Below are 25,970 nucleotides of genomic sequence, written 5' to 3'. Positions count from 1 at the left end.
AGAGCGGGGAACCGGCCGTAGCCCGCATCATGGAGGTCGGCCGAAGAATGACAGGGAGTGAGGTACCGGTGGACCCGCTCGATCGCATCGACGAACTGATCGCCATGGTGGAGCAGGCCCGCTCCGTCCCGATGTCGCGGAACAACTGCATGGTCGACCGGGGTGAGATGATCGCGGCCCTCGACGAGGTGCGCGCCGACCTCCCCGCCGACCTGCGTCGTGCCGCCGCGCTGCTGGACGAGCGCGACAAGATCATGGAAGCCGGCAAGCGCGAGGCGGACCGGATCATCAGCGAGGGTGAGGCGGAACACGCCCGCCTGGTCTCGGTGAACGAAATCACTGTGTCGGCCGAGCACGAGGGCGCCCGGATCATCGCCGAGGCCCGGGCGGAGGCGCAGCGCCTGCGCGATGAGGTCGACGACTACGTCGACACGGCGCTGGCCAACTTCGAGCAGTTCCTCACCCGGGCGCTCGCCTCGATAGAGCGTGGCCGCGACAAGATGCACGCGCTACGGGAGATCGGCACCTTCGGTGGGGATGAGGCCGAACGCCCGCTACCCTTTTGAGCGGCACCTCACCAGCCGACATTCTCGGGCGGGCGTCGCCCCCGGTTCGACGGTCCGGCGGTCGCCCAGGTAACCTTTTTTGTCGGCCTCTCACCGGCCGGAGTCTGACTATGCCCAAGCACTCGCCATCGACACTCGACCCCAGGTCGCCGCTGGTCCTCGACACGAGGGACCTGCCGCGCCGCCCTGGCGCGTTGCGTGAGGTCCAGCGGGTCGTGCCGGCACCGGCGGACCTCGGTGTGGAGTTGATCGGCGTGCCGGAGGGCGCGGGCCTCGACCTCGATCTGAGGTTGCAGTCGGTGTCCGAGGGTGTGCTCGTCTCCGGGACCATCACCGGTCCCATCCGGGGCGAGTGCGGGCGCTGCCTACGCGAGATCAACGAATCGATGGCCGTGACGATCCAGGAGCTGTACGCGTACGAGAACAGCACCACGGACATCACGACCGACGAGGACGAGGTGGGCCGGATGCAGGGCGATCTGATCGACCTGGAGCCGGCGCTGCGGGACGCGTTGGTGCTCACACTGCCGACCAACCCGCTCTGCCGGGAGGACTGCCCAGGACTGTGCCCTGAGTGTGGGGTGCACTGGGACGATCTGCCGGCCGACCACAGTCACCAGCAGATCGACCCGCGTTGGGCGGGCCTGACGCAACTGACCCGTACAGAGGAGTAAGAACCGTGGCCGTCCCGAAGCGCAAGATGTCGCGCAGCAACACCCGGTCCCGCCGGGCGAACTGGAAGGCGACCGTGGTCGCGACCGTCGCGTGCCCGCAGTGCAAGTCCCCGAAGCTGCCGCACGCCGCCTGCTCCGTCTGCGGCACCTACAACGGCCGCCAGGTTCTCGAGGTCTGACCTGGACGCCGAGTGACGCCCCCGACCCCAGGTCGGGCGGCGCGCGCACCCTGGCATTCGCCCGGTGCCCCGGCTCCCTCCGACGCCGGCCGGCCTACTCCGGTCGACGTCCCGGTGGAGCCGGGCACCGCGCGGATCGCCGTTGACCTCCTCGGCGGGGACGACGCTCCCGCCGTCGTGGTTGACGGCGCTCTGCGTGCCGTGCGCGCCGACCCCAACCTGCATCTGCTGCTCGTCGGCCCGAGTGAGGTGGCCGACGAGCTGATTGCTGCCCTCGATCCGGCCCAACGCGCCCGGATCACGGTGCGGCCGGTTCGCGACGCCGTCGGCATGGCCGACCATCCGAGCGCCGCCCGCGCGGAGAGCACCGTCCGGGCCGCTGTCACCGCCGTCCGCGACGGCACCGCCGACGCCCTGGTCTCCGCCGGTGCCACCGGCGCGACCGTCACCGCGGCCGTGCTCGGCCTCGGCCGCTGGCCGGAGATCCGCCAACCCGCCCTGGTCGCCACCCTGCCCGCTGTCGCCGGGCCGGTCGTCCTGCTCGACGTCGGCGGCTCGCTGGAGCCCCGTCCGGCCACCCTCGCCCGGCACGCCGTGCTCGGCGCCGCGTACGCCGCGGTGGCGCACTCGATCGCCGAGCCTCGGGTCGGGCTGCTCTCCGTCGGCACCGAGGCCGGCAAGGGCGACCGGGTTCGCCGTGCCTCCGACCCCTTGCTCGCCGTCGAGCCACTGCCCCGCGGGGCGCGCTACGTCGGCCTGGTCGAGGGGTACGACGTGGCCCTCGGCGCGCGCGCCGATGTGGTGGTCACTGACGGCTTCACCGGTAACGTGCTGCTGAAGGCGATCGAGGGCGCGTACGCGATGGCCGGCGGCCCGCCCGTCGGTGGTGTCGCCCCCCGCGCCGCCGCCCTGCTCGGAGTGGCCGGAACGGTGGTCGTCTGCCACGGCGCCGCCCGTGCCGACGACGTCGCCTCCGGCATAGCCCTAGCCGCCCACCTGTGGCGGCGGCGCGCCACTGACCTGATCTCCGCGTTGCTCGACGGCGACGCCGCGACGGACCGCACAGACCGTTCCACCGACACCGAGGTACGCACATCATGAGCAATGACAAGCGGCGGCAGGCGTCCGTCGGTCACCTGGAAGCCGCCTTCGGCGTGAGCCTGGAACCCGACCTGTTGCAACGCGCGCTGACCCACCGCTCGTACGCGTACGAGAACGGCGGCCTGCCGACCAACGAGCGGTTGGAGTTCCTCGGCGACTCGGTGCTCGGCGTGGTGATCACCACAGCGCTCTTCCACAATCACCCGGACCTGCCCGAGGGGCAGTTGGCCAAGCTGCGGGCCAGCGTGGTCAACATGCGCGCGCTCGCCGATGTGGCCCGTGGTCTGGGCCCGGACGGCCTCGGCGCGTACCTGCTGCTCGGCAAGGGCGAGGAGACCACGGGCGGCCGGGACAAGGCGAGCATCCTCGCCGACACCCTGGAGGCGCTGCTCGGCGCGATCTACCTCCAGTACGGGCTGGACACCGCCGGGATCGTCATCCACCGGCTCTTCGACCCGCTGATGGCCGAGTCGGCCGGTCGGGGCGCCGCCCTGGACTGGAAGACCAGCCTCCAGGAGCTGACCGCGGCGCTCGGGCTCGGCGTGCCGGAGTACCGCATCGAGGGCACCGGTCCGGACCACCTCAAGACGTTCACCGCCTGGGTGGTGGTGGCCGGCAACCGGTACGGCGGCGCCGAGGGGCGCAGCAAGAAGGAGGCCGAGCAGCGGGCTGCCGAGGCGGCCTGGCGGATGCTCGCCGACCACGACGACAAGGACGACAAGGACGAGCAGGACGGCCAGGCCGGCCAGGCCGGAGCGGACGGACGGACCAACCTGGACGGCTCGGCCGACCGCGAGGAGCCGATCGGGCCGATGGAGCGGGCCGCACGGGTGGCCCGGACCGAGGAGGCCGACCACGCGGCGCAGGCCATGCCCGCCGACGTCGCGGCGGAGCGGGCCAACGGCGCCGGTCCGAGCAGCAACGGCGCGGGTCCGGCCGCCGACGGCAACGGTGCCCAGACGGCCGGCGGCGACCGGGCCGGAGCGACCGAAGGCCGTGAGACGGGGCGACGCCGTGCCTGAGCTGCCCGAGGTGGAGACCGTCCGGCTGGGGCTGGCGCAGTGGGTCACCGGCCGCCGGATCGCGTCGGTGGAGGTTCGTCACCCCCGTGCGGTCCGCCGGCACATCCCCGGCGGCGTGCACTTCGCCGACGTGCTCGCCGGCCGGACCGTGCTGGACGTCCGCCGCCGCGGCAAGTACCTGTGGCTGCCCCTGGACAGCGGCGACGCGGTGATCGGGCACCTCGGGATGTCCGGTCAGCTGCTGCTCCAGCCACCCGGCACGCCGGACGAGACCCATCTGCGGGTGCGGTTCCGGTTCGCCGACGACGGGCCGGAGCTGCGCTTCGTCGACCAGCGCACGTTCGGCGGGCTCTCGGTCAGCGAGGGCGGTGCCGAGCTGCCCGCGGAGATCGCGCACATCGCCCGCGACCCGATGGACCCGGAGTTCTCCGACGCGGCTTTCGTCGCCGCGCTGCGCCGCCGGCGGACCGAGGTGAAGCGGGCTTTGCTCGACCAGACCCTGATCTCCGGCGTGGGCAACATCTACGCCGACGAGGCGCTCTGGCGCGCCGGGCTGCACGGTGCCCGTCCCACCGACGCGCTGACCGGCCCGGCCGCGCAGCGCCTGCTCGGCCACGTCCGCGACGTGCTCGCTGAGGCGATCAAGGAGGGCGGCACCAGCTTCGACGCCCTCTACGTCAACGTCAACGGCGAGAGCGGCTACTTCGACCGGGAGCTGAACGTCTACGGCCGGGAGGGTGAGCCGTGCCGGCGGTGCGGCGCGCCGGTCCGCCGCGAGGCGTTCATGAACCGGTCCTCGTACAGCTGCCCACGCTGCCAGCCGCGGCCCCGGGGTTCCCTTCGGGGATGACCCGGAGTCGGCTCCGGGTCGGTGCCGGCGGGTCGCGGCCGACCGCTCCGGGCTGGACCCCGGCGGTTGTCCGAATCGCGGGCTGATGCCCGCCGCGCCGCCCGAGCGGTCCCTTCGACGTGGGGGGATCGGACTCCGGGGACGGCCGGGGCCGATCCCCGATGTGATCGCCTCGTCACGTCCCTAGCGTCAGCACCGTTGACAGGGGGCTGACGTGACAGGGGGACCCGAGATGGGGACGAGACCGGTGACGGTGCGGATGGCGCGGTGGAGCGCCGAGCACCCGTGGCGGGCGATCGCGCTGTGGGCCGTGTTCGTGGCGGTGTGCTTCGTCGGTGGCAACGCCGCCGGCCTCAACGAGGCGACCAGCGGCGACCAGGCGATCGGGGAGGCGGGCCGGGCCGGCCTGATTGTGGACGCCGGCGCCTTCGAAGACCCGGCCGTGGACAACGTCCTGATCACCTCCCGGGGCGGCGCACTGGACCCGGCGGCGGCGAAGGCGGCGGCGGACGATGCGGCGGCCCGGCTGCGTACGGTCACCGGGGTCGCCGAGGTCGGTCAGCCGGTCCTCTCCCGGGACGGCTCGGCGCTGCTGTTGCCGATCACCATGTCCGGTGACCCGGACACCGCGTCGGACCGGGTGCAGCCGCTGCGCGACGCCACCGCCACCGTGCAGGACGCGCACCCGCAACTGCGCGTCGAGCAGGTCGGTGGGCCGTCGATCGGCCAGGCCCTCGACGACACCCTGGGCAAGGACTTCAAGCGCGCCGAGCTGCTCAGCCTGCCGGTCACCCTGGCCATCCTGATCATCGCGTTCGGCGCGCTGATCGCGGCCAGCGTGCCGGTGCTGCTGGCGCTCTCCTCGGTGGCCGCCGCGATGGGTCTGTCCACCCTCGCCTCGCACCTGGTGCCGGCCACCGACACCACCGCCCCCGTGATCCTGCTGATCGGCATGGCGGTCGGGGTCGACTACTCGCTGTTCTACGTCCGCCGGGAGCGGGAGGAACGCGCCAAGGGCCGCTCCGGGCTGGACGCGGTGGAGATCGCGGCGGAGACCTCCGGGCACGCCGTGGTGGTCTCCGGCTTCGCCGTGATCATCTCGATGGCCGGGCTGCTGCTCGCCGGCGACGTGGTCTTCTCGTCGCTCGCGGTCGGCTCGATTCTGGTGGTCGCGGTCGCGGTGGTCGGCTCGCTGACCGTGCTGCCCGCTCTGCTGGCCAAGCTCGGTCGCTGGGTCGACCGGCCCCGGGTGCCGCTGCTCTGGCGACTGACCGCGCCGCGCGCCGGCCGGCACGGCGAGCCTCGCTCGCCCCGGCTCTGGCCGGCGGTGCTCCGGCCCGCGCTGCGCGCTCCGGTGCCGACCCTGGTCATCTCGGTCGGTCTGCTGCTCGCGCTGGCCTCCCCGGCGCTCGGCATGAAGCTGAAGTTCCCCGGCATGGAGGACCTGCCACGCACCACCCCGGCAATGCAGGCGTACGACCGGCTCACCGCCGCCTTCCCGAGCACCGGCACCAACCACGTGGTGGCGGTCCGGGCACCGGCCGAGCAGGCCGACCGGGTCCACGCCGCGCTCACCGACCTGGCCGCCCGGGCCGCCGGCGACCCGCTGTTCGCCCCCACGGAGACGGACGGCCCGAAGATCGAGGTGTCGGCCGACCGGCGGGTGTCGGTGCTGGACGTTGCCACCCCGTACGCCAGCCGTGACGACCGCTCCGTGCAGTCGCTGGAGAAACTGCGTGAGGACCTGGTCCCGGCCGAACTGCGGGACATCCCGGGCATCGAGTACGCGGTCGGCGGCGGCGTGGCCGACAGCGAGGACTACGCACAGCACATCCGGGACAAGCTGCCGCTGGTGATGGGCTTCGTGCTGGTGCTCACCTTCCTGGTCATGATGTTCACGTTCCGGTCGGTGGTGGTGGCGGCCAGCTCGATCGCGTTGAACCTGCTCTCCGCCGGTGCCGCGTACGGGCTGCTGGTGCTGATCTTCCAGGGCGACTGGGCGGCCGGGCCGCTCGGCTTCACCTCGATGGGTGCGATCGTGTCCTGGCTGCCACTGTTCCTCTTCGTGGTGCTCTTCGGCCTCTCGATGGACTACCACGTCTTCGTGGTCAGCCGGATCCGCGAGGGGATCCGGGCCGGCATGTCCAACCGGGACGCCGTGGCGTACGGGATCACCTCGTCGGCCGGCGTGGTGACCAGCGCGGCGATCGTGATGGTCGGGGTGTTCTCGATCTTCGCCACGTTGAGCACGATCGACATGAAGCAGCTCGGCATCGGCCTGGCGGCGGCGATCCTGCTGGACGCCACGATCATCCGGGGCGTGGTGTTGCCGGCGCTGATGACCATGCTTGGCGACGCGAACTGGTGGACTCCGCGCTTCCTTCGGCGGCGTCCGGCGCCCGCGCCCACCGAACCGCCGGCCCCCTCCCCGGAGCTGGTGGCGGTGCCCTGACCCGCACGTGCCGCCGGGCCGAGCCGCGACCGCGGCCCGGCCCGGCGGTGTCTCACCGTCGCGCCCCGGTCGGCCCTCGAACGTTCAGGGCAGCGGGCAGGCTGCCCGCCAGGCGTCCAGCGCCCGTTCCTTACGGATCGACGCGAAGCCGTAGCCGACGGTGGTGACGCAGAAGTCGTCGGTCGAGCCGGTGTACTCGACGTGGAAGACCGGCTTGCCGGCGTCGGCGAACGGCAGCAGCTTGGCGCACTGGTCCAGCCGGACGCACTCCTCGTTGACCGCGAAGTCGAAGTCCGGGGCCAGCGCGGCGAGCTGCGGCACGTCGTTGACCAGCCCGGGGGAGAGGTCCAGCGACCGGGCCAGCTGCGCCAGTCGGCGGTTGAACAGCAGTTGGTCGTCGAAGTCGAGCGGGAAGCCGGTGCGAGACGCGTACCCGTCGGCGTCGGCCAGCGCCACCGCGCCGAAGCCCTTGCCCCGGCAGAGCCGGAACCGGTCGGCCAGCACCGGCTCCAGCGCGTCCCACCCCCGGACGTCCAGCCACCGGCTGCCGGGCCGGCGGCCGTCCGAGCCCTGTACGGCCACCGGGAACCGGCTGGCGTCCGGGTCGACCGAGCGGACCGAGCCGACGTGCACCTGGCAGATCAGCCGGCGCTCCCGGGAGCGCAGCTCGGCGGTCTGGGCGGCCGTGGTGGCCACCGGGTCGAGCAGGAAGACGTCGGCGTCCACCGCCGGGTCGAGCGTGCCGCTGAGCTGCCACTGCCACTGCCAGTGGCGGGCCTGGTCGGACGGCCACGGGGTGGGCGCACCGGGCGGGGTGTGCAGGTCGACCCGGCAGCCGTAGACCGGCACCACCAGGACGAGCGCGACGGCGGCCGACAGGATCCGGCGCAGCGGGCGTACGGCGGCGCGTCGCCGCGGCCGGATCCGCATCGGCAGCTCCCGGGTCGCGGGCGGCCCGTCGCCGCCCTCACCGGTACGCCGACGCCCCCACGCTCCGGCCCGACGTACCTCACCGGGTCAAACGAGCGCGGGGGCGGGAACGACGCGCGGTCAGCGCGGCGCCGCGAAGACCTGCGTCCAGTACGGACCGTTGCTGTTGGCGATGCCGACGCCGATCTCGGTGAAGGCGCAGTTCAGGATGTTGGCCCGGTGGCCCGAGCTGTTCATCCAGGCGTCCATCACGGCGGCCGGGGTCTTCTGGTTCCACGCCACGTTCTCGCCGTAGGTGCGCCAGGTGTAGCCGACCCGGTCCAGCCGGACGCCGGCGTTGCTGCCGTCGCTGCCGGTGTGCGACATGTTCTGGTGGTCGGCCTGATCCTGGCTGTGCCGCTGTGCCGCGGTCATCAGCTTGTCGTCGATGCTCAGCGCCTTGCAGCCGGCCTTGGTGCGTTCGGCGTTGACCAGGTTCACCACCTCTTGGGCCTGGGCGCTGACGGTGCCGCTGGAGCCGGAGCCCGAGCCGGTGGTGGTGCTCGGCGCGCTGGTGCGCGGGGTGCTGCGCCGCGAGGCGGCGGTGGTCCGCGATGACTCCGGGGTCGGCTTGACGACCTTGCTCGGTGTCGGGCTCGGCCGCGCCGGGCTGGGCGAGCCGGTCGGGGAGGGCGCGACCAGGTTGTCGCCCACCGGCTCCTCGGTCGGCACCGCCGGGGCGGCGGCGAGGGTGTCGTCGACAGCGCTCGGCTCGCTGGCCGCGCCGTCTCCGCCGGGCAGGGCGAGCGCGCCGACGCCGAAGCTCACCACGAGGGTGGCCGCTGCGGCGGCGCCGCCGATCATCAACGGGCGGCGCCAGCGCCGCTGGGACCGGTGCCGGCCCTCGTTGGAACGGCCCGCACCGGTCGTATCGGTCTGCCAGCCGCCGGTCGGCTCGTCGCCAGCGTCGGTGCTCCAGCCGCCGGTGGTCTCCTCGACCGGGCGGCTGGCGCGCCAGTCACCGGTCGGCTCGTCCCCCGGCCGGTTGGCGGGCGCGTACGCCGGCCAGGCAGCGGTGGGGCCGTCGGCCAGCCCGGCGGGGGTCGCCGGTTCCGACTGCCAACGGCCGGTGGGCTCCGCGCGGTGCCACTCGTCGCCGGGTTGGTCGGGGTCGTCTCCGAACAGGTACGCCGAACGGGGTTCCGGGCGGTCGCTCAGCCAGTCCGGCTCGTCGGTCGGCCGCTCAGCGCGCCGCGGGGCGCCGTTCGGGTCCATCGGGTCGGTCCAGCCGTACACGCACTGCCTCCACGGGGTCGGTTATAGGCCGAGGTGACGCTACGACTAGCCCGTTACCTGCGGCAACGTGGCTAAGGAAGAGTTAAGGGGAAGTCGGACGCCAAGGTGCGGACTTCCGGCAATCACGGCGTACAGTAAAGGTGTCCGGACAGAGAGTGTCCGTGCCTTGAGGCAGCCCCCCGACAAGTGGACAGGTCGACGTAGAGATGATCTACGGCCTGCGAGAACTTGACGAAGGAGGGGTTTGCGGCTCAATATATAGGTGTCGCCAGTCGCGCCCGGTCATGCCCAGATACAGCTGGAATGACAGCCGCGTACAAATGGGCGCGCGTTGGCCGGCCTTTCCGGCAGCGCATATCAAGGAGTCAGCATGGCGAAGGCCCTCTACGGCCACGTAGGTGCAGCGCCCGACCGGCGTCTGCTCGACGAGGTCACCCGACTGCGTGCCAGGGTTCAGGCACTGGAGTTCGAGATCACGCGTCTGCGTGCCGACAATGATCGGCTCGCGGCGGCCGCGGCGGAGGCGGACGACCTGCTCCGTCTGGCCGAGCCGGCGCTGACCTGATCTTCGGGGTCGGAAAACTGAATCGCACCATCGCAAAAATGCGCGCCGACACCTCTGTGCCGGCGCGCAACGCTGTCCGGCTCCTATCGCGGACGACGATTTATGATCTTGTCGCTGACCGCTTGGGAACCGCGCCGACTGTTTCCGAAAAGGTGTCGGCCGGCGGGTCGATCATGAATGGTGTTTGCCTTTCTCGTCACCACCGCAACAACAGCGCGACCGGCTCGCGGTCGCGTCCCGCACTCACGACGGGTGTGACCCGGGGCGGGTCGAGTGCCCGACCGTTCCCGCCACCGGGTTAGTCTGCGGGTTCACCCAGGTCCGCGCAGCCGGCGACGGTACGGCGGCCACCGGACGAGGATCGAGAAGGTGTATCTCAAAAGCCTGACGGTCAAGGGCTTCAAGTCCTTCGCCTCCGCCACGACGTTGAAGCTGGAGCCCGGGATCACCTGCGTGGTGGGCCCCAACGGCTCCGGCAAGTCCAACGTCGTCGACGCCATCGCCTGGGTGCTCGGCGAGCAGGGCGCCAAGGCGCTGCGTGGCGGCAAGATGGAGGACGTGATCTTCGCCGGCACCGCCGGCCGGGCGCCGCTGGGTCGCGCCGAGGTCACCCTCACCATCGACAACACCGACGGCGCGCTGCCGATCGAGTACACCGAGGTCTCCATCACCCGCCGGATGTTCCGCTCCGGCGAGAGCGAGTACGAGATCAACGGCAGCACCTGCCGGCTGCTGGACATCCAGGAGCTGCTGTCCGACTCCGGCATCGGCCGGGAGATGCACATCATCGTCGGCCAGGGCCGGCTCGACGGCATGCTGCACGCCAAGCCGGAGGACCGCCGGGCGTTCATCGAGGAGGCGGCCGGCGTCCTCAAGCATCGCAAGCGCAAGGAAAAGGCGCTGCGCAAGCTCGACGCGATGCAAGTTAATCTCAACCGGCTGACCGACCTCACCGCCGAGCTGCGCCGCCAGCTCAAGCCGCTGGGCCGGCAGGCGGAGGTGGCCCGACGTGCCGCCGCCATCCAGGCCAACCTGCGCGACGCCCGGCTGCGGCTGCTCGCCGATGACCTGGCCACCCTGCGGAGCACCCTCGATCGGGAGATCGCCGACGAGACCGCGGTGCGGGAGCGGCGCGAGCAGGTCGAGGCCGAGCACGCCGAGGTGCAGGGCCGGCTCGGTGAGCTGGAGGCCGCGCTGGCCGAGGACGCCCCGCTGCTCGCCGCCGCCCAGGACACCTGGTACAAGCTCTCCGCCCTGCAGGAACGCTTCCGCTCGATCGAACAGCTGGCCCGGGAGCGGCTGCGGCACCTGAGCACCAGCGGCGACGACGAGCGGACCGGCCGCGACCCGGACCAGCTGGAGGCCGAGGCTGAGCGGGTCCGCGAGCAGGAGGAGGAGCTGCGCGGGGCGCTCACCGACGACCAGATCCGACTGGCCGAGGCGGTGGAGCACCGCCAGGAGCTGGAACGGCAGCTCGCCGCCGCCGAACGGGAACTGGTCGCCGCCGCCAAGGCCATCGCCGACCGGCGGGAGGGCATGGCCCGGCTCACCGGCCAGGTCAACTCGGCCCGGGCCCGGACCACCAGCGCCGGCGAAGAGATTGAACGGCTCGCCGTCGCGCACGCCGACGCGCTGGGCCGCGCCGAGCAGGCGCAGGCCGACCTGGACGCGGTGGCCGCGCAGTCCACCGAGGCGGATCGGGACAACGCCGACCTGGACGCCCGGCACGCCGAGGCGATCGCCGTGCAGGACCGGGCACAAGCCACCGCCCGGTCGCTGGCCGACGCCGAGCGGGCGGCGGAGAAGGACGCGGCCACCTGGAAGGCCCGGGAGGAGGCGCTCGCCCTGGGCCTGCGGCGCAAGGACGGCGCGGGTGCGCTGCTCGCCCGTGCCGGCGACGTGCCCGGCCTGCTCGGCAGCCTCGCCGGGCTGCTCACCGTCGCGCCCGGGAACGAGGCCGCGCTGGCCGCCGCGCTCGGCGGCCTCGCCGACGCGGTCGCGGTCAGCGGGGTGGACGAGGCCGTCGAGGCCATGCGGCTGCTGAAGATTTCCGACGCCGGCCGGGCCGGCCTGCTGGTCGGCAGCCCCGCCGGGCCGGGCATGACCGGCTCGGCCGACGCGCTGCGGCCGAAGCTGCCCGACGGGGCCCGGTGGGCACCCGACCTGGTGGAGTGCAGCGCCGAGCTGCGCCCAGCCGTGCACCGCGCGCTGCGCGACGTGGCGCTCGTCGACGATCTGGCCGCCGCCGCCGAGCTGGTCGCCGGCAACCCCGAACTGCGCGCCGTCACCCCGGACGGTGACGTGGTCGGGGCGTACGCGGCGGCCGGTGGGTCGGCCAAGGCGCCCAGCTACATCGAGGTGCAGGCTGCCGTCGAGGAGGCCCGCACCAACCGGCTCGCCGCCGAGCGCAGCGGCGCGGAGCTGCGCGACCAGCTCGTCGAGGCGCGTGCCGAGGTGACCGCCGCCAAGGAGGCCGTGCAGCACGCCGCCGCCGAGAAGCGCGAGGCGGAGAGCCACCGCAACGCCGCCGCCCGCCGGCTGGCCGAGCTGGGCGCGGCGGCCCGCTCGGCAAAGGCGGAGACCGACCGGCTCGGTGAGTCCCGGGCCCGCGCCGAGGCGGCCCGACAGCGGGACCTCACCGCGCTCGACGAGCTGGAGGAACGGCTGCGGCTGGCCGAGGAGACCCCGGTCGATGCCGAGCCCTCGGCCGAGGAGCGGGACCAGCTCGCCGCGATGGTGCCGCAGGCCCGGCAGAACGAGATGGAGGTCCGGCTCGCGGTGCGTACCGCCGAGGAGCGCGTCTCCTCGATCGCCGGCCGGGCCGACTCGCTGGCCCGGCAGGCCACCGCGGAGCGGGCAGCCCGGGAACGTGCCGCAGCCCGGCGGGCCGCGCGCACCCGGGGCGCGGGCATCGCCCGGGCCGTCGCCGGCGGCGCCCGGGAGGCGCTCACCCGGCTCACCACCTCGATCGCGGCAGCCGAGGAGCACCGCGACGCGGTGGCCCGGGAACGGGCCGCCCGCGAGGCGGAGCTCCAGGAGGTACGCGGGGCCGCCAAGCGGTTCGGCGCGGAGCTGGAGCGGCTGACCAGTCAGGTGCACCGGGACGAGGTGGCCCGCGCCGAGCAGCGGCTGCGCATCGAGCAGCTGGAGGCCAAGGCGGCCGAGGACTTCGGGCTGGACGTGGAGACCCTGGTCGCCGAGTACGGCCCCACCCAGCCCGTCCCGCCCACCCAGGCCGACGTCGCGGCCGCCGAACGTGACGGGCTGCCGGTGCCCGAGCCGGTCCGCTACGAGCGGCCGGTGCAGGAGAAGCGGGCCGGCAAGGCGGAACGCGAACTGGCCCTGCTCGGCAAGGTCAACCCGCTCGCGCTGGAGGAGTTCGCCGCGCTGGAGGAGCGCTACAAGTTCCTCTCCGAGCAGTTGGAGGACCTCAAGGCCACCCGGCGGGACCTGCTCACCGTGGTCAAGGACGTGGACGAGCGGATCCTGGAGGTCTTCGCCAGCGCGTTCGAGGACACCGCGCGGGAGTTCGAGCAGGTGTTCACCGTGCTCTTCCCCGGCGGCGAGGGCCGGCTGATCCTCACCGACCCGGAGGACCTGCTCACCACCGGCGTCGAGGTCGAGGCCCGCCCACCCGGCAAGAAGATCAAGCGGCTGTCCCTGCTCTCCGGTGGCGAGCGGTCGCTCACCGCGGTGGCCATGTTGGTGGCGATCTTCCGTGCCCGGCCCAGCCCGTTCTACATCATGGACGAGGTGGAGGCGGCCCTGGATGACGTGAACCTGGGCCGGCTGATCACGTTGCTGGCACAGTTGCGGGAGAAGAGCCAGCTGATCGTCATCACCCACCAGAAGCGGACAATGGAGATCGCGGACGCGCTCTACGGAGTGACCATGCGCAGCGGCGTCACCCAGGTGATCAGCCAACGGCTCAACCGGGCCGACGAGGACGACCAGCGGCAGGACCGCGGCGAGGAGTACAGGTAGTGGCTCGGGAACGCGCGACGGCGCTGCTGCTGGATCTGGACGGCGTGCTGCGCCGGTTCGACCCGGCGGTGGCCGCCGGGGTGGAACGGGAGTTCGGCCTCGCCGACGGGGTGCTCACCGAGATCGCCATGCAGTGGGGGCGGCTCCAGCCGGTGCTCACCGGTCAGGTCAGTCACGCCGACTGGGTGAGCAGCGTGGCCGATGCGCTGGCCGAGCCGGCCGGCGGTCCGGACCAGGCCCGGGCGGCGGTGGAGCAGTGGCAGCGCTACCGGGGCGAGGTGGACACCGAGGTGCTCGACTTCGTCCGTGAGGTACGCGCCGCCGGGATCCGGGTCGGACTGGCCACCAACGCCACCGACCTGCTCGACGCCGACCTGGCCGCACTCGGCCTCACCGACGAGGTCGACGTGGTGGTCAACTCCTCCACGCTGGGCGTGCACAAGCCGGCACCGGAGTACTTCCAGGCGGCCTGCGCGGCACTGGGCATCCTGCCGGCCAAGGTGCTCTTCGTCGACGACGAGGACTGGGCGATCCGGGGCGCCCGCGCGGCCGGGCTGTCGGCGCACCGCTGGGGCGGCCACGGCGACCTGCGCTACCTGCGGGCGGCGCTGGCGTACTGAGCGCGGGTCACTCTCCGGTGGCGCCGTCGATGCGTTCCCGGATCAGGTCGGCGTGGCCGTTGTGCCGGGCGTACTCCTCGATCATGTGCACGTAGACCCAGCGCAGGTTGAAGACGCGCTTCTTGGCACCGACCTCGGTGAAGGTCTCGTCGAGCGAGTGCCCGGCGGCGGCCTCCCGGGCCAACGCCACCTCGCGGTGGAAGATGGCGAAGTCTGCCTGGGCGTCGGCGGCGCTGACGTCGTGATCGGCGTCCGGCGTCTCCGGGGTGAAGTACGGGTAGTCGACCGGTTGGCCGGCGAAGCTCTCCCGGAACCACCAGGCCTCCACCTCGGCCAGGTGCCGGACCAGGCCGAGCAGGGTCAGCCCGGAGGGCGGCACGCTGGGCGTGCGCAACTGGTCCTCGGTGAGCCCGGCGCACTTGAGCAGCAGCGTCTGGCGGTGGTAGTCGAGCCAGCCCTCGAGCATCGTGCGCTCGTCGCCGACGTACGGTTCGGGGGTCCGGGTGATCTCCGGTGCGGTCCAGGTCATGCCGCGTATCCTGCCCGGCGTCCCGGACAGTCCGCGACGGGTTGTCAGGGCACCACGACGACGGGCCAGCGCCCGGTGCGGACCAGACGGGTGGCGACCGAGCCGACCAGCCGGTGACCGGCCTGCTCGGAGGCGCCCACCACCACCATGTCGGCCTGGAACTCGTCGGCCGCCGCCCGCAGCTCGCCGTACGCGTCGCCGCGCCGGCACAGGAAGGTCACCGGTACGCCCAGCTCCTCGGCCCCGCGCCGGCACTCCCGGCGCAGCTCGTCGGCCAGCTCGTTGTGGGTCCGCTGCACCGCGCCGGCGTCCATCCCGGGCACCAGGGCGGTCAACCCGCTCGCTGAGCTGACGAAGACCACCACCAACGCGGCACCCTGCCGGCGGGCCAGGCCGGCGGCGTACCAGCCGGCCCGCTCGGAGGTGCGGGTGCCGTCCACGCCGACCAGGACCACCCGGGGCCCGTCCGTGCCGCGTTCGAACGGCAGCGGGCGGGTCCGGGGGCCGTACTCCTCGCGGTCCGGTGCTCCCACGCTCATGGCTGGCTACCTCACCTCTGCTCGCCGGTACGGACCACGGCGGCACCAGCGCCGGCCGCGATGGTTGATTCTTGCTCGATCTCGGCACCGACCGGGGAGCTGTTGTGCTGCCGCAGCGGCACCTCCTTGATGAAGCTCACCGCGATCAGCGCGATCAGCGCGAAGGGGGCGGCGGCCAGGAAGATGTCGCCGGCGCCGTGACCGTACGCGCTCTCCACCACTGCCCGGATCGGGCCGGGCAGAGTGTGCACGTCGGGCAGGACACCACCGCTGCCCGAGCTGGACGCGGAGATGCCGAGCCGGGCCAGGCCGTCTGACGTGTAACCCGTGACCTTGTGGGCGAGCACCGCGCCGAGCGCGGAGACGCCGATCGCGCCGCCCAGGCTGCGGAAGAACGCCACCACCGAGCTGGCCGCGCCGAGCTCGTGCGTGCCGACGGTGTTCTGCACGGCGAGGACCAGGTTCTGCATGGTCATGCCCAGGCCGATGCCGACCAGCGCCATGTAGACGCTGAGCAGGGTGAAGCTGGTGTCGGCCCGGAGCGTGCCCATCATCGCGAAGCCGACGGTGAGCAGCGCAGTGCCGATCACCAGGAACCGCTTCCAGCGGCCGGTACGGGTGATGATCCGGCCGCTCAGCGTCGAGGAGACCAGCAGGCCGAGGATCATCGGCAGGGTCATCAGGCCGGACATGGTCGGGCTCTGGCCGCGGCTGATCTGGAAGTACTGGCCGAGGAAGACCGAGGCGCCGAACATGCCCACGCCGACCGCGATGCTGGCGACGACGGCCAGGGTGATGGTGCGGTTGCGGAACAGCCGTGGCGGGATCATCGGCTCGGCGGCCCGGGTCTCCACCCGGATCGCCAGCGCGGCGAGCGCCAGGGCTCCGACCACCATGGCGACGCTCTGCCAGGAGGCCCAGGCGAACTGGTTGCCGGCGAGCGAGACCCAGATCAGCAGCAGCGAGACGGCCGCGGTGATCAGCGTGGCGCCCCACCAGTCGATCTGCGCCTTCCGCTTCACGACGGGCAGGTGCAGGGTCTTCTGGAGCACGACCAGCGCGGCGATGGCGAACGGCACGCCGACGTAGAAGCACCAGCGCCAGCCGAGCCAGGAGGTGTCCACGATCACGCCGCCGATCAGCGGGCCGCCGATGGTGCCGACGGCCATCACGGCGCCGAGGTAGCCGCTGTAGCGGCCGCGCTCGCGCGGCGCGATCATGGTCGCCATGATCACCTGGGCCAGCGCGGTGAGGCCGCCGGCGCCGATGCCCTGGAGCACCCGGCAGGCGATCAGCTCTTCGGTGCCCTGCGCGGCGCCGGCCAGCACCGAACCCAGCACGTAGATCCCCAGGGAGAGCTGGACCAGGAGCTTCTTGCTGGTGAGGTCGGCGAGCTTGCCCCAGATGGGGGTGGTCGCGGTGGTCGCGAGCAGGGCCGAGGTGACCACCCAGGTGTACGCGGACTGACCGCCGTGCAGCTCCGTGATGATCCGCGGCAGCGCGTTCGAGACGACCGTGGAGGAGAGGATCGCGACGAACATGCCCAGCAGCAGGCCAGAGAGAGCCTCCAGAATCTGCCGGTGGGTCATGTCGACGCCGGTCGCCCGGGTGGGCGCTGTCGCCTGGCTCATCGTTGCTGCCTCCGAGTGGAGTCGAGGTGGAACGGCGGGGGCCTGCGGTGCGGCGGCCGCCTGGGAGTTGCCTGAGGCAACCATGCCTCTTGGTTGCCTCAAGCAACAACTTGTCGGAGGGGAGGAACATTCCGGGTCGGCGGGGGTCATTTCCGGGTGTCGTTGAACCGGCCGAGAAGCCGGGCGAACTCCTCGACGTCCCGGGCTGGCCAGTCGTTCAGGGTGCGCAGGAACTCTCCCACCCGCGCGGACCGGGCGGCATCGAACCGGCGCTGGCCCTCCTCGGTGAACCTGATCTGCGCGGCCCGACGGTCGCTCGGATCGGGGTCGCGGCGGACCAGGCCGAGCGCTTCCAACCCGTTGATCTGCCGGCTCAGCGTCCCCTTGCCGACCCCGAGCCGCGCCGCCAACTCGGTCAACCGGATCGACCCGCTCCGGCGCAGCCAGAGCAGCAGCCCGTAGGTGTTCGGTTCGAGGTTCGGGTGCACCTCCCGGCCGATCTCCCAGGAAACCGCCCGACCACGGCGCAGCAGGGCGGTCAGTTCGTGCTCGACCGCCCGGATCGGCTCCGACAGGTGCTCGTCCACGGGCTCAAGACTACGGTCGGGTCGGATCAGCCGTCGTGGGAGAGTCGGCGGGCCATCACCGGGCGTAGTCGTCCGTCACTCGTGGTGCCCTCGATGGTCACGTCGGCCCCCCGGCCCTGATGGGTCAGTGTGGCCACCGCGTTGCCGAAGTACGGGCCGGCCAGCTTGCGCCAGCGCACCCCCGGCCGGCGGACACCGGCCGAGCGGGCCAGCGCCCGGGCGGCCCCGGCCGGGCCGGACGACCAGCCCAGCCGCATCACGGGACGCATGCCGGCCGGTACCTGGTTGTGGATCGGCGAACAGGTGAGCTGGTGCACCGGGGTGACCACCGTCGGATCGGCGAACCGGGCCCTCGCCACGTACGAGTGGTGCACGTCACCGGAGAGCACGCTGATCGACGCAGGCGGGGCGTACGCCGGCCCTGCGCCGACCCGCGCGCCGGGCTCGCTTGGCGTGCCGGTGCCGATCCGGGCGAAGGTCTCCGCGAGCGCCTCGAAGGATTGCCGGAAGGCCGCCCAGTGCTCCAGGTCCAGTGCGCGGCGCAGCTTCTCCGCCCCGCGGGCCACCCAGGGCCGGTGCGAGTCGGCCAGCTTCTCGTTCCACGCCTCGACGTGGTGGATGCCCTGCGGCAGCAGCCAGGGCAGCGAGGCGCCGACCACCAGGTGGTCGTAGACCCCGTGCGCCTGGTCGAGGAACCAGGACCACTCGCCCGGCGGCAGCATGGCCCGGTTGCCCTGGTCGAGCACCCGGCTGCACCGGTTGTCCAGCATGACCAGCCGGGTCCGGCCCAGGTCCAGTGCGTAGCTCCACTGGTACTGCACCGCGCGCCAGCGCTCGGTGTCGTGCGCCAGGTCGGACTCCTGGTCGACCCGGTGCCCGAACTCCCGCAGCACGCCGGTGGCGTCCTCGGCGGCCACGACCTTGGCGAAGACCGGGTCGGCGGCGACCTCGTCCGGGGAGAGGTTGCCCAGGTGCTGGTAGACCCAGTACGAGGCGAGCCCGCTGCCGATCCGCTCGGCCCACCACGGTTGCTCGCGGAGCTCCGCCCGCCAACTGGCCGAGGTGTTCCAGTCGTCGATGATCTCGTGGTCGTCGAACATCATCACGCTCGGCACGGTGGAGAGCAGCCAGCGGATCTCCGGATCCCGCCAGGACTCCAGGTAGAGCTTGGTGTACTCGTCGAAGCTCACCACCTGGTCGGCCGGGGCGCCCTTCGGCCGCCGCCGGCGCCGGCGCAGCAGCCGGCGCACCGTCGGCGAGGTGACGTCGGCGTAGACCTGGTCGCCGAGCAGCACCAGCAGGTCGGGCCGCGCGGCCGACTCCGGGTCGGCCATCAACCGTCGGGCGTACGCGTCCAGCGCGTCCGGCGGGAGCTTGCGGGTGGTGGCGTGCTGGGTGGTCTCCCGGCATGAGCCGAAGATCAGGCTGACCGGCTGGTCCCGGTCGTCGGCGGCCCGGGTGCGGATCACGCTCGGCGGGAAGCCACTGCTCGGCACCGGCCAGACAACCTCGTCGTCGACCAGCACCTCGTAGGTCGTCGCGCTGTCCGGGGTGAGCCCCTCCACCACCACGAGCGCGTAGTGGTGGTCGTACGCAGAGAAGGTGGGTGTGGTGCCGCCGGCGCCGGACGCGGTGCGGACGGTGACCACGGCGGGCGCCGCCGTCTCCACCCAGATGGTCGCCCGGGTGTCCACCACTCGCCGCAGGAGGGGGCCGATGAGCAGGTGTGGGGCGGGCATGCGGCCGAGCCTACCGCCGGTTCCTGGCACCGGTCGGGTGCGGTGGCTGGGACGCCATCGCCGGCATCTGACAGGATTCCGGCATGGCCGAATATCTCGTCCTCGTTCTGGTCCTGCTCGGTGTGCTGATCGTCGGCACAGTCGGGCTGGTGGTGCCGCGACTGCGGCGGCGGCCACAGCCTCCGCTACCGCGCACCGAGGTCGACACCCGGGCCGAAGAGGATCTCGCGGGCCCGCCGGTCGAGGCACCGGAGTCCGATCTGTCCACCGGTGTCCTCGTCGAGCCGCCGGTCATCGAGGCGCCCGCGCCGGCCGTGGAGGTGCCCGAGCCGACCGCCGGGCGGCTGGTCCGGCTCCGGTCCCGGCTGTCCCGCTCACAGAACGTCTTCGGCAAGGGCCTGCTCGGTCTGCTCGCCCGCGACCACCTCGACGAGGACGTCTGGGAGGAGATCGAGGACAGCCTCATCACCGCCGACGTCGGCGTCGACGCCACCCGCGACATCGTCGACCGGCTGCGCGAGCGGACCAGGGTGCTCGGCACCCGCTCGGCCTCCGAACTGCGCGCGCTGCTCGCCGCCGAACTGGTCAACGCGCTGGACCCGAGCCTGGACCGGTCCCTGCGGACCGCGCCGAAGGACGGCGTGCCGGCGGTGCTGCTGGTCGTCGGCGTCAACGGCGCCGGCAAGACCACCACCTGCGGCAAGATCGCCCGGGTGCTGGTGGCCGACGGCCGCAGCGTGCTGCTCGGCGCGGCCGACACCTTCCGGGCCGCCGCCGCCGACCAGCTGGAGACCTGGGGGTCGCGGGTCGGTGCGGAGACCGTCCGCGGCCCGGAGCGCGCCGACCCGGCCAGCGTCGCCTTCGACGCGGTCAAGCGCGGCATCGACACCGGCGTGGACACCGTGCTCATCGACACCGCCGGTCGCCTGCAGAACAAGATCGGCCTGATGGACGAGCTGGGCAAGGTCAAGCGGGTCGTGGAGAAGCAGGGGCCGATCGACGAGACACTGCTCATCCTGGACGCCACAACAGGGCAGAACGGCCTGGAACAGGCACGGGTCTTCACCGAGGTGGTCAACGTGACCGGCGTGGTGCTGACCAAGCTCGACGGCACCGCGAAGGGCGGCATCGTGATCGCCGTGCAGCGCAAGCTCGGCATCCCGGTGAAGCTCGTCGGCCTCGGTGAGGGCAAGGACGATCTGGCCCCGTTCGACCCGGCGCAGTTCGTGGACGCGTTGCTGGGGACCGAGGCCGCCGGACGGGACGCGTAGTCTCGGGTGACCACCGACGATCGCGCGTACGCGGGCTGGCGCGACCCCGGCCACCCCTCGCAGCGCCTCGGGAGACCGTACGTGACTTCGCAGGAGATCCCGCTGCACGGCGGCAACGTGAGCACCGTGGTCCGGGTCGGAGACACGGTCCGCCGCAACGCCGGGCCGTGGACCCCGTCCGTGCACGCCCTGCTGCGGCACCTGGAGTACGTCGGGTTCACCGGCGCCCCCCGAGCGCTCGGCATGGACGAGCGCAACCGCGAGGTGCTGTCGTACCTGGAGGGGGAGTGCGGGGAGTACCCGCTCGCCCCGCACTGGGTGACCGACGAGGCGCTGGTCACCGTCGCCACCATGCTGCGGATGTTCCACGACGCGCAGTACGGCTTCACCCCGCCGCAGGGGGCGGTCTGGCGCTCGTTCGGGCCGCCGCCACCGGACACCGAGGTGATCTGCCACCACGACGCCGCGCCGCACAATGTGATCTGGCGGCCGGACGGCACGCTCGGGCTGATCGACTTCGATCTCGCCTCGCCGGGTTCCCGGATCTACGACGTGGCGTACGCCGCCTGGACCTGGGTGCCGATCTTCGCCGACCGGGACTCGATCACGCTGGGCTGGAAGCGTCCGGACCGGCCGCGCCGGCTGCGGCTCTTCGCTGACGCATACGGGCTGATCCCCCGGGACCGGCACCGGCTCATCCGGACCATTCGCAAGCGGATCGTGGACCACGTCGAGGGGATCCGCCGGATGGCCGCCGCGGGTGAGCCGGCCTTCGTCCGGATCGTGCACAAGGGGCACCTGCGCCGGCCGATGCGCGACCTGCGGCTGCTCGACTACGAGCGGCACGCGCTGGAGAACGCCCTCCGCTGAGCGCTGGCCGGTCGATGCCCGGCCGGCCTCGGTGAGCGCGTCGGTCGATGTGCCTGGCCGGCCAGCCATCGGCGTACGTCGTCTGGACGATCCACCACCGTCCATGCCGCTGGCTGTGCGGACTTCGTGACACGTACGAAACAACCCGTCACGAAACGGAAACCGGCACGAGACCCTGGGTGAAACAGCCGGCCGCGAAGCTTCCGCGCAACCGGCCTACGGGCGACGCTGCCCCGGAAAGCCGCGAAGGAGGACTTCACCTTTAGGAGGCCAGCGTGCCTGAAGCACCGACGATCGACGGCGCCAATACCGTTTGGCTGCTGGTTTCGACCGCGCTCGTGCTGCTCATGACCCCGGGACTGGCGCTGTTCTACGGCGGCCTCAACCGGGCCAAGGGCGTACTCAACATGATGATGATGAGCTTCTCCGCCATTGGGCTCATCTCAATTCTGTGGTGGTTCTACGGCTTCAGCGTCGCCTTCGGGACCGACGTGAACGGATTCTGGGGCGACCCGGGCGCGTACCTCGGCACCAAGACCTTCCTCGCCGAGACCGACCTGTGGGGCGCGACGGCGGAGAACCCCAGCGGCATCGGGGTACCGCTCTACGTGTTCATGGCCTTCCAGATGGTCTTCGCGGTGATCACCGTCGCGCTGATCAGCGGTGCCATCGCCGACCGGGCCAAGTTCGCCGGCTGGCTGCTGTTCGCCTTCGGCTGGGCCACCCTGGTCTACTTCCCGGTCGCCCACTGGGTGTGGGGCGGCGGGATCATCGGCGGTGACATCCACGCGTTGGACTTCGCCGGTGGCACCGCGGTGCACATCAACGCCGGTGCGGCCGCGCTGGCTGTGGCGCTGGTGCTTGGTAAGCGGCTCGGTTGGCCGCGCGAGGGCATGAAGCCGCACAACATCCCGCTGGTCGCGCTCGGTGCGGGCCTGCTGTGGTTCGGGTGGTTCGGGTTCAACGCCGGTTCGGAGCTGACCGTCGACTCGGTCGCCGGGCTCGCCTTCATCAACACCCAGCTCGCCACGGCGGCGGCGGTGCTCGGCTGGATCGCGGTCGAGTGGATCAAGGACCGGAAGCCGACCATGGTCGGCGCCTCGTCCGGTGCCGTGGCCGGCCTGGTCGCCATCACCCCGGCCTGTGGTTTCATCGCACCCTGGGCCGCCGTCCTGCTCGGCATCGTCGCCGGAGCCGTGTGTGCGCTCGCCGTCAGCCTCAAGTACAAGCTCGGCTACGACGACTCTCTCGACGTGGTCGGCGTGCACTTCGTCGGCGGTTGGATCGGGTCGCTCTGGCTCGGTCTCTTCGCCACCAACTCGGTCAACGCCGCGATCAGCGACGTGGTGGGTGCCTCGGACGGCCTCTTCTACGGCGGCGGCGCGACCCAGTTGGGTCGGCAGGCGCTCGCCGGCCTGATCGTCTCCGTCTGGTCGTTCGGCATCGCCTGGGTGCTCGCCTTCGTCATCGAGAAGACGATCGGCTTCCGCGTCAAGGGCGAGGCTGAGGTCGATGGCATCGACATCGCCGAGCACGCCGAGAGCAGCTACGACCTGTCCCCGGCCGGCGGCGGCACGGGCAGCGCGTTCGCGATGGCCGGCATCGGCACCCCCGGTGGCGGCGCGGCGAGCGGTGCCAAGCCGGAGGCGGACTCCGCCGAGCCGGTCAGCGCGAAGGTCGCCGGTTAACGTTCCTGGGATGGAGGGGTTGGACATGAAGCTGGTGACCGCAGTCATCAAGCCGTACCAACTGGACGCGGTGAAGGAGGCTCTGCACGCCCTCGGGGTGGCCGGGCTGACCGTCAGCGAGGTGCAGGGATACGGGCGGCAGAAGGGGCACACCGAGGTCTACCGGGGTGCCGAGTACACAGTCGAGTTCCTGCCCAAGATCCGGGTAGAGGTGCTCACCGACGAGATCGACGTGGAAAAAATCGTGGACGCCATCGTCGGGGCTGCCCGCACGGGCAAGATCGGCGACGGCAAGGTCTGGGTCACCGGTGTCGAGGAGGTCGTCCGGGTGCGTACCGGCGAGCGCGGCCTCGACGCACTCTGACCCGGACCACGACCGACATGACCTCGTTGATCAAGGGGAACGCGTCAGGGCACGCCGGTGACGGCGACGCGGACCTCTTGATCAACGAGGTCGTCGGCGTACCCGGGGGGATCGGCGAGCCGGCCCGGCTGGCCCGTGCCGCGGCGTACGACAGGTTCCTGCGGGGGTTGCTGCCCGAGGGCGACGGGGTGGCGCTGGTCGCCGTCGGCGGGCTGGGCCGGCGGCAGTGCGCCCCGTACGGCGATCTCGACCTGGTGCTGCTGCACGCCGGGGTGCCCGGCACGGACGAGCTGGCCGCCTCGGTCTGGTACCCGATCTGGGACGCCGGCCTGCGGCTGGACCACTCGGTGCGTACCGTTGCCGAGGCGCTCTCGGTGGCCCAGGACGACGTCAAGGTCGCCCTCGGGCTGCTCGACGCCCGGCTGGTGGCCGGTGACCGGTCGCTGGCCGACGCACTGATCCGCACCGCCGCCGACCACTGGCGGCGGACCGCCGTCCGCCAGATGCCCGGGCTGCGGGAGATCACCGCCGCCCGCTGGCAGGCCCACGGTGAGCTGGCCTTCCTGCTGGAGGGCGACCTCAAGGAGGCCGCTGGCGGGCTGCGCGACGTGGGGCTGCTGCGGGCGATCTCCGCCGCCGGGATCACCGACGCGCTGCGCCCCGCCGTGCGCGCCGCCCACCTGCGCCTGCTGGACACCCGGGACGCCCTGCACCAGCAGGTCGGCCGCCGGGTCGACCGGCTGGTGGCCCAGGAACGGGACGGGGTGGCCGCGCTACTCGGCCTCCGACAACTCCAGCTGGGCGGGTCTGACCCCGCGCGGCGACCTGGAGCCGTCGTCGAGGACGGTGACACCCTCCTGCGTCGGGTCGCCGGCGACGCGCGCACGGTCAGCCACGCCCTGGACGACGCCTTCCGGGCCGCCGACCGGCTGCGCTCGGGCCGTTCCCGGGGCGGGAACACCCGGCCCGCCCGCCGCCCGGTGGCCCGGGACGTGGTCGAGCACGACGGCGAGCTGGTCCTCGCCCGCACGGCGATCGGCGCACGCCCCGACCCGAGCCTGTCGCTGCGCGTGGCCGCCGCCGCGGCGGCCACCGGACTGCCGATCGCCCGTGCCACCTGCGAGTGGTTGGCGGCATACTGCCCGCCGTTGCCCGCGCCCTGGCCGGCCGAGGCCCGGGCCGCGCTGACCACCCTCCTCGGCGCCGGGTCCGGCCTGGTGCCGGCCTGGGAGACCTGCGACCGGTACGGGCTGGTCGACGGCTGGCTGCCCGAGTGGACCCGGCTGCGCAGCCTGCCCCAGCACAACCCGGTGCACCGGTACACCCTCGACCGGCACCTGGTGCAGACCGCCCACGAGGCCAGCCGACACGCCCGCGAGGTGGACCGGCCGGACCTGCTGCTGCTGGGCGCACTGCTGCACGACATCGGCAAGGGGTTGCCCGGTGACCACAGCAAGGTCGGCGTGCCGCTGGCCGAGGCGGTGGCGACCCGGATCGGTCTGCCCACCGCCGAGGCCGAGCTGATCGGCAAGCTGGTCCGGCTGCACCTGCTGCTGCCCGACGTGGCCACCCGCCGGGACCTGGCCGACCCGGTCACCATCGCCTCGGTGGCCGAGGCGGTCGGCGACACCGGCACCCTCGACCTGCTGCACGCGCTGGTCCGCGCGGATGCGGCGGCCACCGGGCCGGCAGCCTGGTCGGACTGGAAGGGTCGACTGGTCGCAGAGCTGGTCGCCCGGGTCCGCACCGCGCTGGACACCGGCGTGCTGCCCGAACCGCCGGCCCCCGACCCGGCGCTGCTGGCCGGGCCACTGCCGGTCGTCCACCTGACCGGGGACCGGGTGGCGGTGGCCGCCGCGGACCGTCGGGGCCTGCTCGCCACGGTGGCCGGCTGCCTGGCCCTGCACCGGCTGGAAGTGATCTCCGCGGACGCCTCCGCGGTTGACGGGCGCGCCCTGGTCGAATGCCGGGTGCAGCCCCGCTACGGGCTGCCGCCGGACCCGGTTTCGCTCCGCGCCGACCTGAGCAGAGCGGTCGCCGGCGATGTGTCGGTCACCCAGCGACTGCGCGGCCGTGCGCTCGCCGCCCGGAGCGGCGGCGCGGCCCCCCGGGTGGTCTGGCACCGGGAGGCGGCCACCGACGCCGTGCTGCTGGAGCTGCGCGCCGCGGACGCCGCCGGGCTGCTCTACCGGGTCACCTGCGCGCTCGACGAGGCAGGCGCCCTGGTCCGCGCGGCCCGCATCTCCACCCTCGGAGCCGACGTGGTCGACGCCTTCTACCTGGTGGGCGGCTGGCCGGACGACGCCACCCGGGCCCGCCTGGAGGCCGCGGTCCTGGCCGCCGTCTGAACCACCCTCGGATCCGGCCTGCCACCCGGCCCTGCGCGGCGCTTCCCGGCCCTGCGCGGCGTTTGCCTGGCCGCCGCGCTGCCCTCGGATCTCGTGCGTGCTGCAGACGCCCCGGGGGTAGTCGCTGTCCGGCTGCCGCGCGCGGTGCCCCCTGGATGCTCGGCCGCCGGACCCTCGTCCAGCCGG

At 72.7% G+C, this 25,970-nt stretch carries 21 protein-coding genes and 1 pseudogene; 15 read left to right on the top strand and 7 right to left on the bottom strand.

The window, feature by feature from the left end:
• Positions 1-68: 68 nt before the first annotated feature.
• The 7 genes and pseudogenes from ACFY29_RS24305 to ACFY29_RS24275 all read left to right on the top strand — a co-directional run bounded on the left by ACFY29_RS24305 (position 69) and on the right by ACFY29_RS24275 (position 6,844).
• Complete coding sequence (locus tag ACFY29_RS24305; protein WP_386989818.1) at positions 69-566, top strand: hypothetical protein; 498 nt, start codon at positions 69-71, stop codon at positions 564-566.
• Positions 567-676: 110 nt separating this feature from the next.
• The gene (locus ACFY29_RS24300; RefSeq protein ID WP_386989816.1) at positions 677-1,240 is read left to right on the top strand and encodes a YceD family protein; all 564 of its coding nucleotides are present in this window, start codon (positions 677-679) and stop codon (positions 1,238-1,240) included.
• Positions 1,241-1,245: 5 nt separating this feature from the next.
• Positions 1,246-1,419, top strand: coding sequence for a 50S ribosomal protein L32 (gene rpmF, locus ACFY29_RS24295; protein WP_030335284.1), 174 nt, complete (start codon positions 1,246-1,248; stop codon positions 1,417-1,419).
• 114 nt (positions 1,420-1,533) lie between these two features.
• Positions 1,534-2,520 carry a phosphate acyltransferase PlsX gene (locus tag ACFY29_RS24290; RefSeq protein WP_328424483.1) on the top strand — a complete coding sequence of 329 codons (987 nt, stop codon included), beginning with the start codon at positions 1,534-1,536 and terminating at the stop codon, positions 2,518-2,520.
• Positions 2,517-3,272 (top strand): annotated as a pseudogene (gene rnc / locus ACFY29_RS24285) (ribonuclease III); the annotation flags it as partial. The gene ACFY29_RS24290 and the pseudogene rnc, both read left to right, overlap by 4 nt.
• 262 nt (positions 3,273-3,534) lie before the next feature.
• Entirely contained in the window at positions 3,535-4,392 is an 858-nt protein-coding gene (gene mutM, locus ACFY29_RS24280; protein WP_355606019.1) for a bifunctional DNA-formamidopyrimidine glycosylase/DNA-(apurinic or apyrimidinic site) lyase, read from the top strand.
• Between the two features lie 232 nt (positions 4,393-4,624).
• Positions 4,625-6,844 (top strand): MMPL family transporter, encoded by a 2,220-nt coding sequence (locus ACFY29_RS24275; RefSeq protein WP_328424487.1) that lies wholly within the window; start codon positions 4,625-4,627, stop codon positions 6,842-6,844.
• A gap of 84 nt (positions 6,845-6,928) precedes the next feature.
• On the opposite strand, the gene ACFY29_RS24270 is transcribed toward ACFY29_RS24275, so the two are convergent.
• Both ACFY29_RS24270 and ACFY29_RS24265 read right to left on the bottom strand, forming a co-directional pair.
• Positions 6,929-7,774: an endo alpha-1,4 polygalactosaminidase gene (locus tag ACFY29_RS24270; protein ID WP_386989813.1), complete on the bottom strand. Its 846-nt coding sequence runs from the start codon at positions 7,772-7,774 to the stop codon at positions 6,929-6,931.
• A 120-nt stretch (positions 7,775-7,894) separates the two neighbouring features.
• Entirely contained in the window at positions 7,895-9,028 is a 1,134-nt protein-coding gene (locus tag ACFY29_RS24265) for a CAP domain-containing protein (RefSeq protein WP_386989941.1), read from the bottom strand.
• Positions 9,029-9,419: 391 nt separating this feature from the next.
• Here ACFY29_RS24265 and ACFY29_RS24260 point away from each other — a divergent pair, with 391 nt between their 5' ends.
• The 3 genes from ACFY29_RS24260 to ACFY29_RS24250 all read left to right on the top strand — a co-directional run bounded on the left by ACFY29_RS24260 (position 9,420) and on the right by ACFY29_RS24250 (position 14,218).
• Positions 9,420-9,614 carry a hypothetical protein gene (locus tag ACFY29_RS24260; protein WP_007456482.1) on the top strand — a complete coding sequence of 65 codons (195 nt, stop codon included), beginning with the start codon at positions 9,420-9,422 and terminating at the stop codon, positions 9,612-9,614.
• 369 nt (positions 9,615-9,983) lie between these two features.
• Positions 9,984-13,598: a chromosome segregation protein SMC gene (gene smc / locus ACFY29_RS24255; protein ID WP_386989810.1), complete on the top strand. Its 3,615-nt coding sequence runs from the start codon at positions 9,984-9,986 to the stop codon at positions 13,596-13,598.
• On the top strand, positions 13,598-14,218 hold the full coding sequence (locus tag ACFY29_RS24250; RefSeq protein ID WP_328424493.1) for an HAD-IA family hydrolase: 621 nt from the start codon (positions 13,598-13,600) through the stop codon (positions 14,216-14,218). The genes smc and ACFY29_RS24250 overlap by 1 nt, the downstream gene beginning before the upstream one ends.
• A gap of 7 nt (positions 14,219-14,225) precedes the next feature.
• On the opposite strand, the gene ACFY29_RS24245 is transcribed toward ACFY29_RS24250, so the two are convergent.
• The 5 genes from ACFY29_RS24245 to ACFY29_RS24225 all read right to left on the bottom strand — a co-directional run bounded on the left by ACFY29_RS24245 (position 14,226) and on the right by ACFY29_RS24225 (position 19,243).
• Positions 14,226-14,747 (bottom strand): DinB family protein, encoded by a 522-nt coding sequence (locus ACFY29_RS24245; RefSeq protein ID WP_328424495.1) that lies wholly within the window; start codon positions 14,745-14,747, stop codon positions 14,226-14,228.
• 44 nt (positions 14,748-14,791) lie between these two features.
• Entirely contained in the window at positions 14,792-15,286 is a 495-nt protein-coding gene (locus ACFY29_RS24240) for a universal stress protein (RefSeq protein WP_328424496.1), read from the bottom strand.
• 11 nt (positions 15,287-15,297) lie between these two features.
• The gene (locus tag ACFY29_RS24235) at positions 15,298-16,917 is read right to left on the bottom strand and encodes an MDR family MFS transporter (protein WP_386989807.1); all 1,620 of its coding nucleotides are present in this window, start codon (positions 16,915-16,917) and stop codon (positions 15,298-15,300) included.
• A 146-nt stretch (positions 16,918-17,063) separates the two neighbouring features.
• Positions 17,064-17,504, bottom strand: coding sequence for a MarR family transcriptional regulator (locus tag ACFY29_RS24230; RefSeq protein ID WP_355606004.1), 441 nt, complete (start codon positions 17,502-17,504; stop codon positions 17,064-17,066).
• 26 nt (positions 17,505-17,530) lie between these two features.
• Positions 17,531-19,243 carry an alkaline phosphatase D family protein gene (locus ACFY29_RS24225; protein ID WP_386989805.1) on the bottom strand — a complete coding sequence of 571 codons (1,713 nt, stop codon included), beginning with the start codon at positions 19,241-19,243 and terminating at the stop codon, positions 17,531-17,533.
• Positions 19,244-19,326: 83 nt separating this feature from the next.
• On the opposite strand from ACFY29_RS24225, the gene ftsY reads away from it, so the two are divergent.
• The 5 genes from ftsY (at position 19,327) to ACFY29_RS24200 (ending at position 25,784) form a co-directional block, all read left to right on the top strand.
• Entirely contained in the window at positions 19,327-20,514 is a 1,188-nt protein-coding gene (ftsY, locus tag ACFY29_RS24220; RefSeq protein ID WP_328424502.1) for a signal recognition particle-docking protein FtsY, read from the top strand.
• A gap of 6 nt (positions 20,515-20,520) precedes the next feature.
• Positions 20,521-21,384 carry an aminoglycoside phosphotransferase family protein gene (locus ACFY29_RS24215; protein ID WP_328424504.1) on the top strand — a complete coding sequence of 288 codons (864 nt, stop codon included), beginning with the start codon at positions 20,521-20,523 and terminating at the stop codon, positions 21,382-21,384.
• 275 nt (positions 21,385-21,659) lie between these two features.
• Positions 21,660-23,072, top strand: a complete 1,413-nt coding sequence (locus ACFY29_RS24210; protein ID WP_328424506.1) for an ammonium transporter — start codon at positions 21,660-21,662, stop codon at positions 23,070-23,072.
• Positions 23,073-23,097: 25 nt separating this feature from the next.
• Entirely contained in the window at positions 23,098-23,436 is a 339-nt protein-coding gene (locus ACFY29_RS24205; RefSeq protein WP_007456507.1) for a P-II family nitrogen regulator, read from the top strand.
• Positions 23,437-23,453: 17 nt separating this feature from the next.
• A complete protein-coding gene (locus ACFY29_RS24200) occupies positions 23,454-25,784 on the top strand; it encodes a [protein-PII] uridylyltransferase (RefSeq protein ID WP_386989802.1) in 2,331 nt (776 codons plus the stop codon).
• The last annotated feature ends 186 nt before the right edge of the window (positions 25,785-25,970 follow it).

This window comes from Micromonospora sp. NPDC000668 (assembly GCF_042897975.1).
Taxonomy (GTDB): Bacteria; Actinomycetota; Actinomycetes; order Mycobacteriales; family Micromonosporaceae; genus Micromonospora.
This window is presented reverse-complemented; position numbering and strand designations above follow the sequence as displayed.

Excerpts from the sequence above, each read along its gene's own strand:
- ACFY29_RS24300 (WP_386989816.1), top strand. The coding sequence starts at position 677 with ATGCCCAAGCACTCGCCATCGACACTCGACCCCAGGTCGCCGCTGGTC.
- ACFY29_RS24275 (WP_328424487.1), top strand. The coding sequence starts at position 4,625 with ATGGGGACGAGACCGGTGACGGTGCGGATGGCGCGGTGGAGCGCCGAG.
- ACFY29_RS24270 (WP_386989813.1), bottom strand. The coding sequence starts at position 7,774 with ATGCGGATCCGGCCGCGGCGACGCGCCGCCGTACGCCCGCTGCGCCGG.
- ACFY29_RS24265 (WP_386989941.1), bottom strand. The coding sequence starts at position 9,028 with ATGGACCCGAACGGCGCCCCGCGGCGCGCTGAGCGGCCGACCGACGAG.
- ACFY29_RS24260 (WP_007456482.1), top strand. The coding sequence starts at position 9,420 with ATGGCGAAGGCCCTCTACGGCCACGTAGGTGCAGCGCCCGACCGGCGT.
- ACFY29_RS24245 (WP_328424495.1), bottom strand. The coding sequence starts at position 14,747 with ATGACCTGGACCGCACCGGAGATCACCCGGACCCCCGAACCGTACGTC.
- ACFY29_RS24240 (WP_328424496.1), bottom strand. The coding sequence starts at position 15,286 with ATGAGCGTGGGAGCACCGGACCGCGAGGAGTACGGCCCCCGGACCCGC.
- ACFY29_RS24235 (WP_386989807.1), bottom strand. The coding sequence starts at position 16,917 with ATGAGCCAGGCGACAGCGCCCACCCGGGCGACCGGCGTCGACATGACC.
- ACFY29_RS24225 (WP_386989805.1), bottom strand. The coding sequence starts at position 19,243 with ATGCCCGCCCCACACCTGCTCATCGGCCCCCTCCTGCGGCGAGTGGTG.
- ftsY (WP_328424502.1), top strand. The coding sequence starts at position 19,327 with ATGGCCGAATATCTCGTCCTCGTTCTGGTCCTGCTCGGTGTGCTGATC.
- ACFY29_RS24205 (WP_007456507.1), top strand. The coding sequence starts at position 23,098 with ATGAAGCTGGTGACCGCAGTCATCAAGCCGTACCAACTGGACGCGGTG.
- ACFY29_RS24200 (WP_386989802.1), top strand. The coding sequence starts at position 23,454 with ATGACCTCGTTGATCAAGGGGAACGCGTCAGGGCACGCCGGTGACGGC.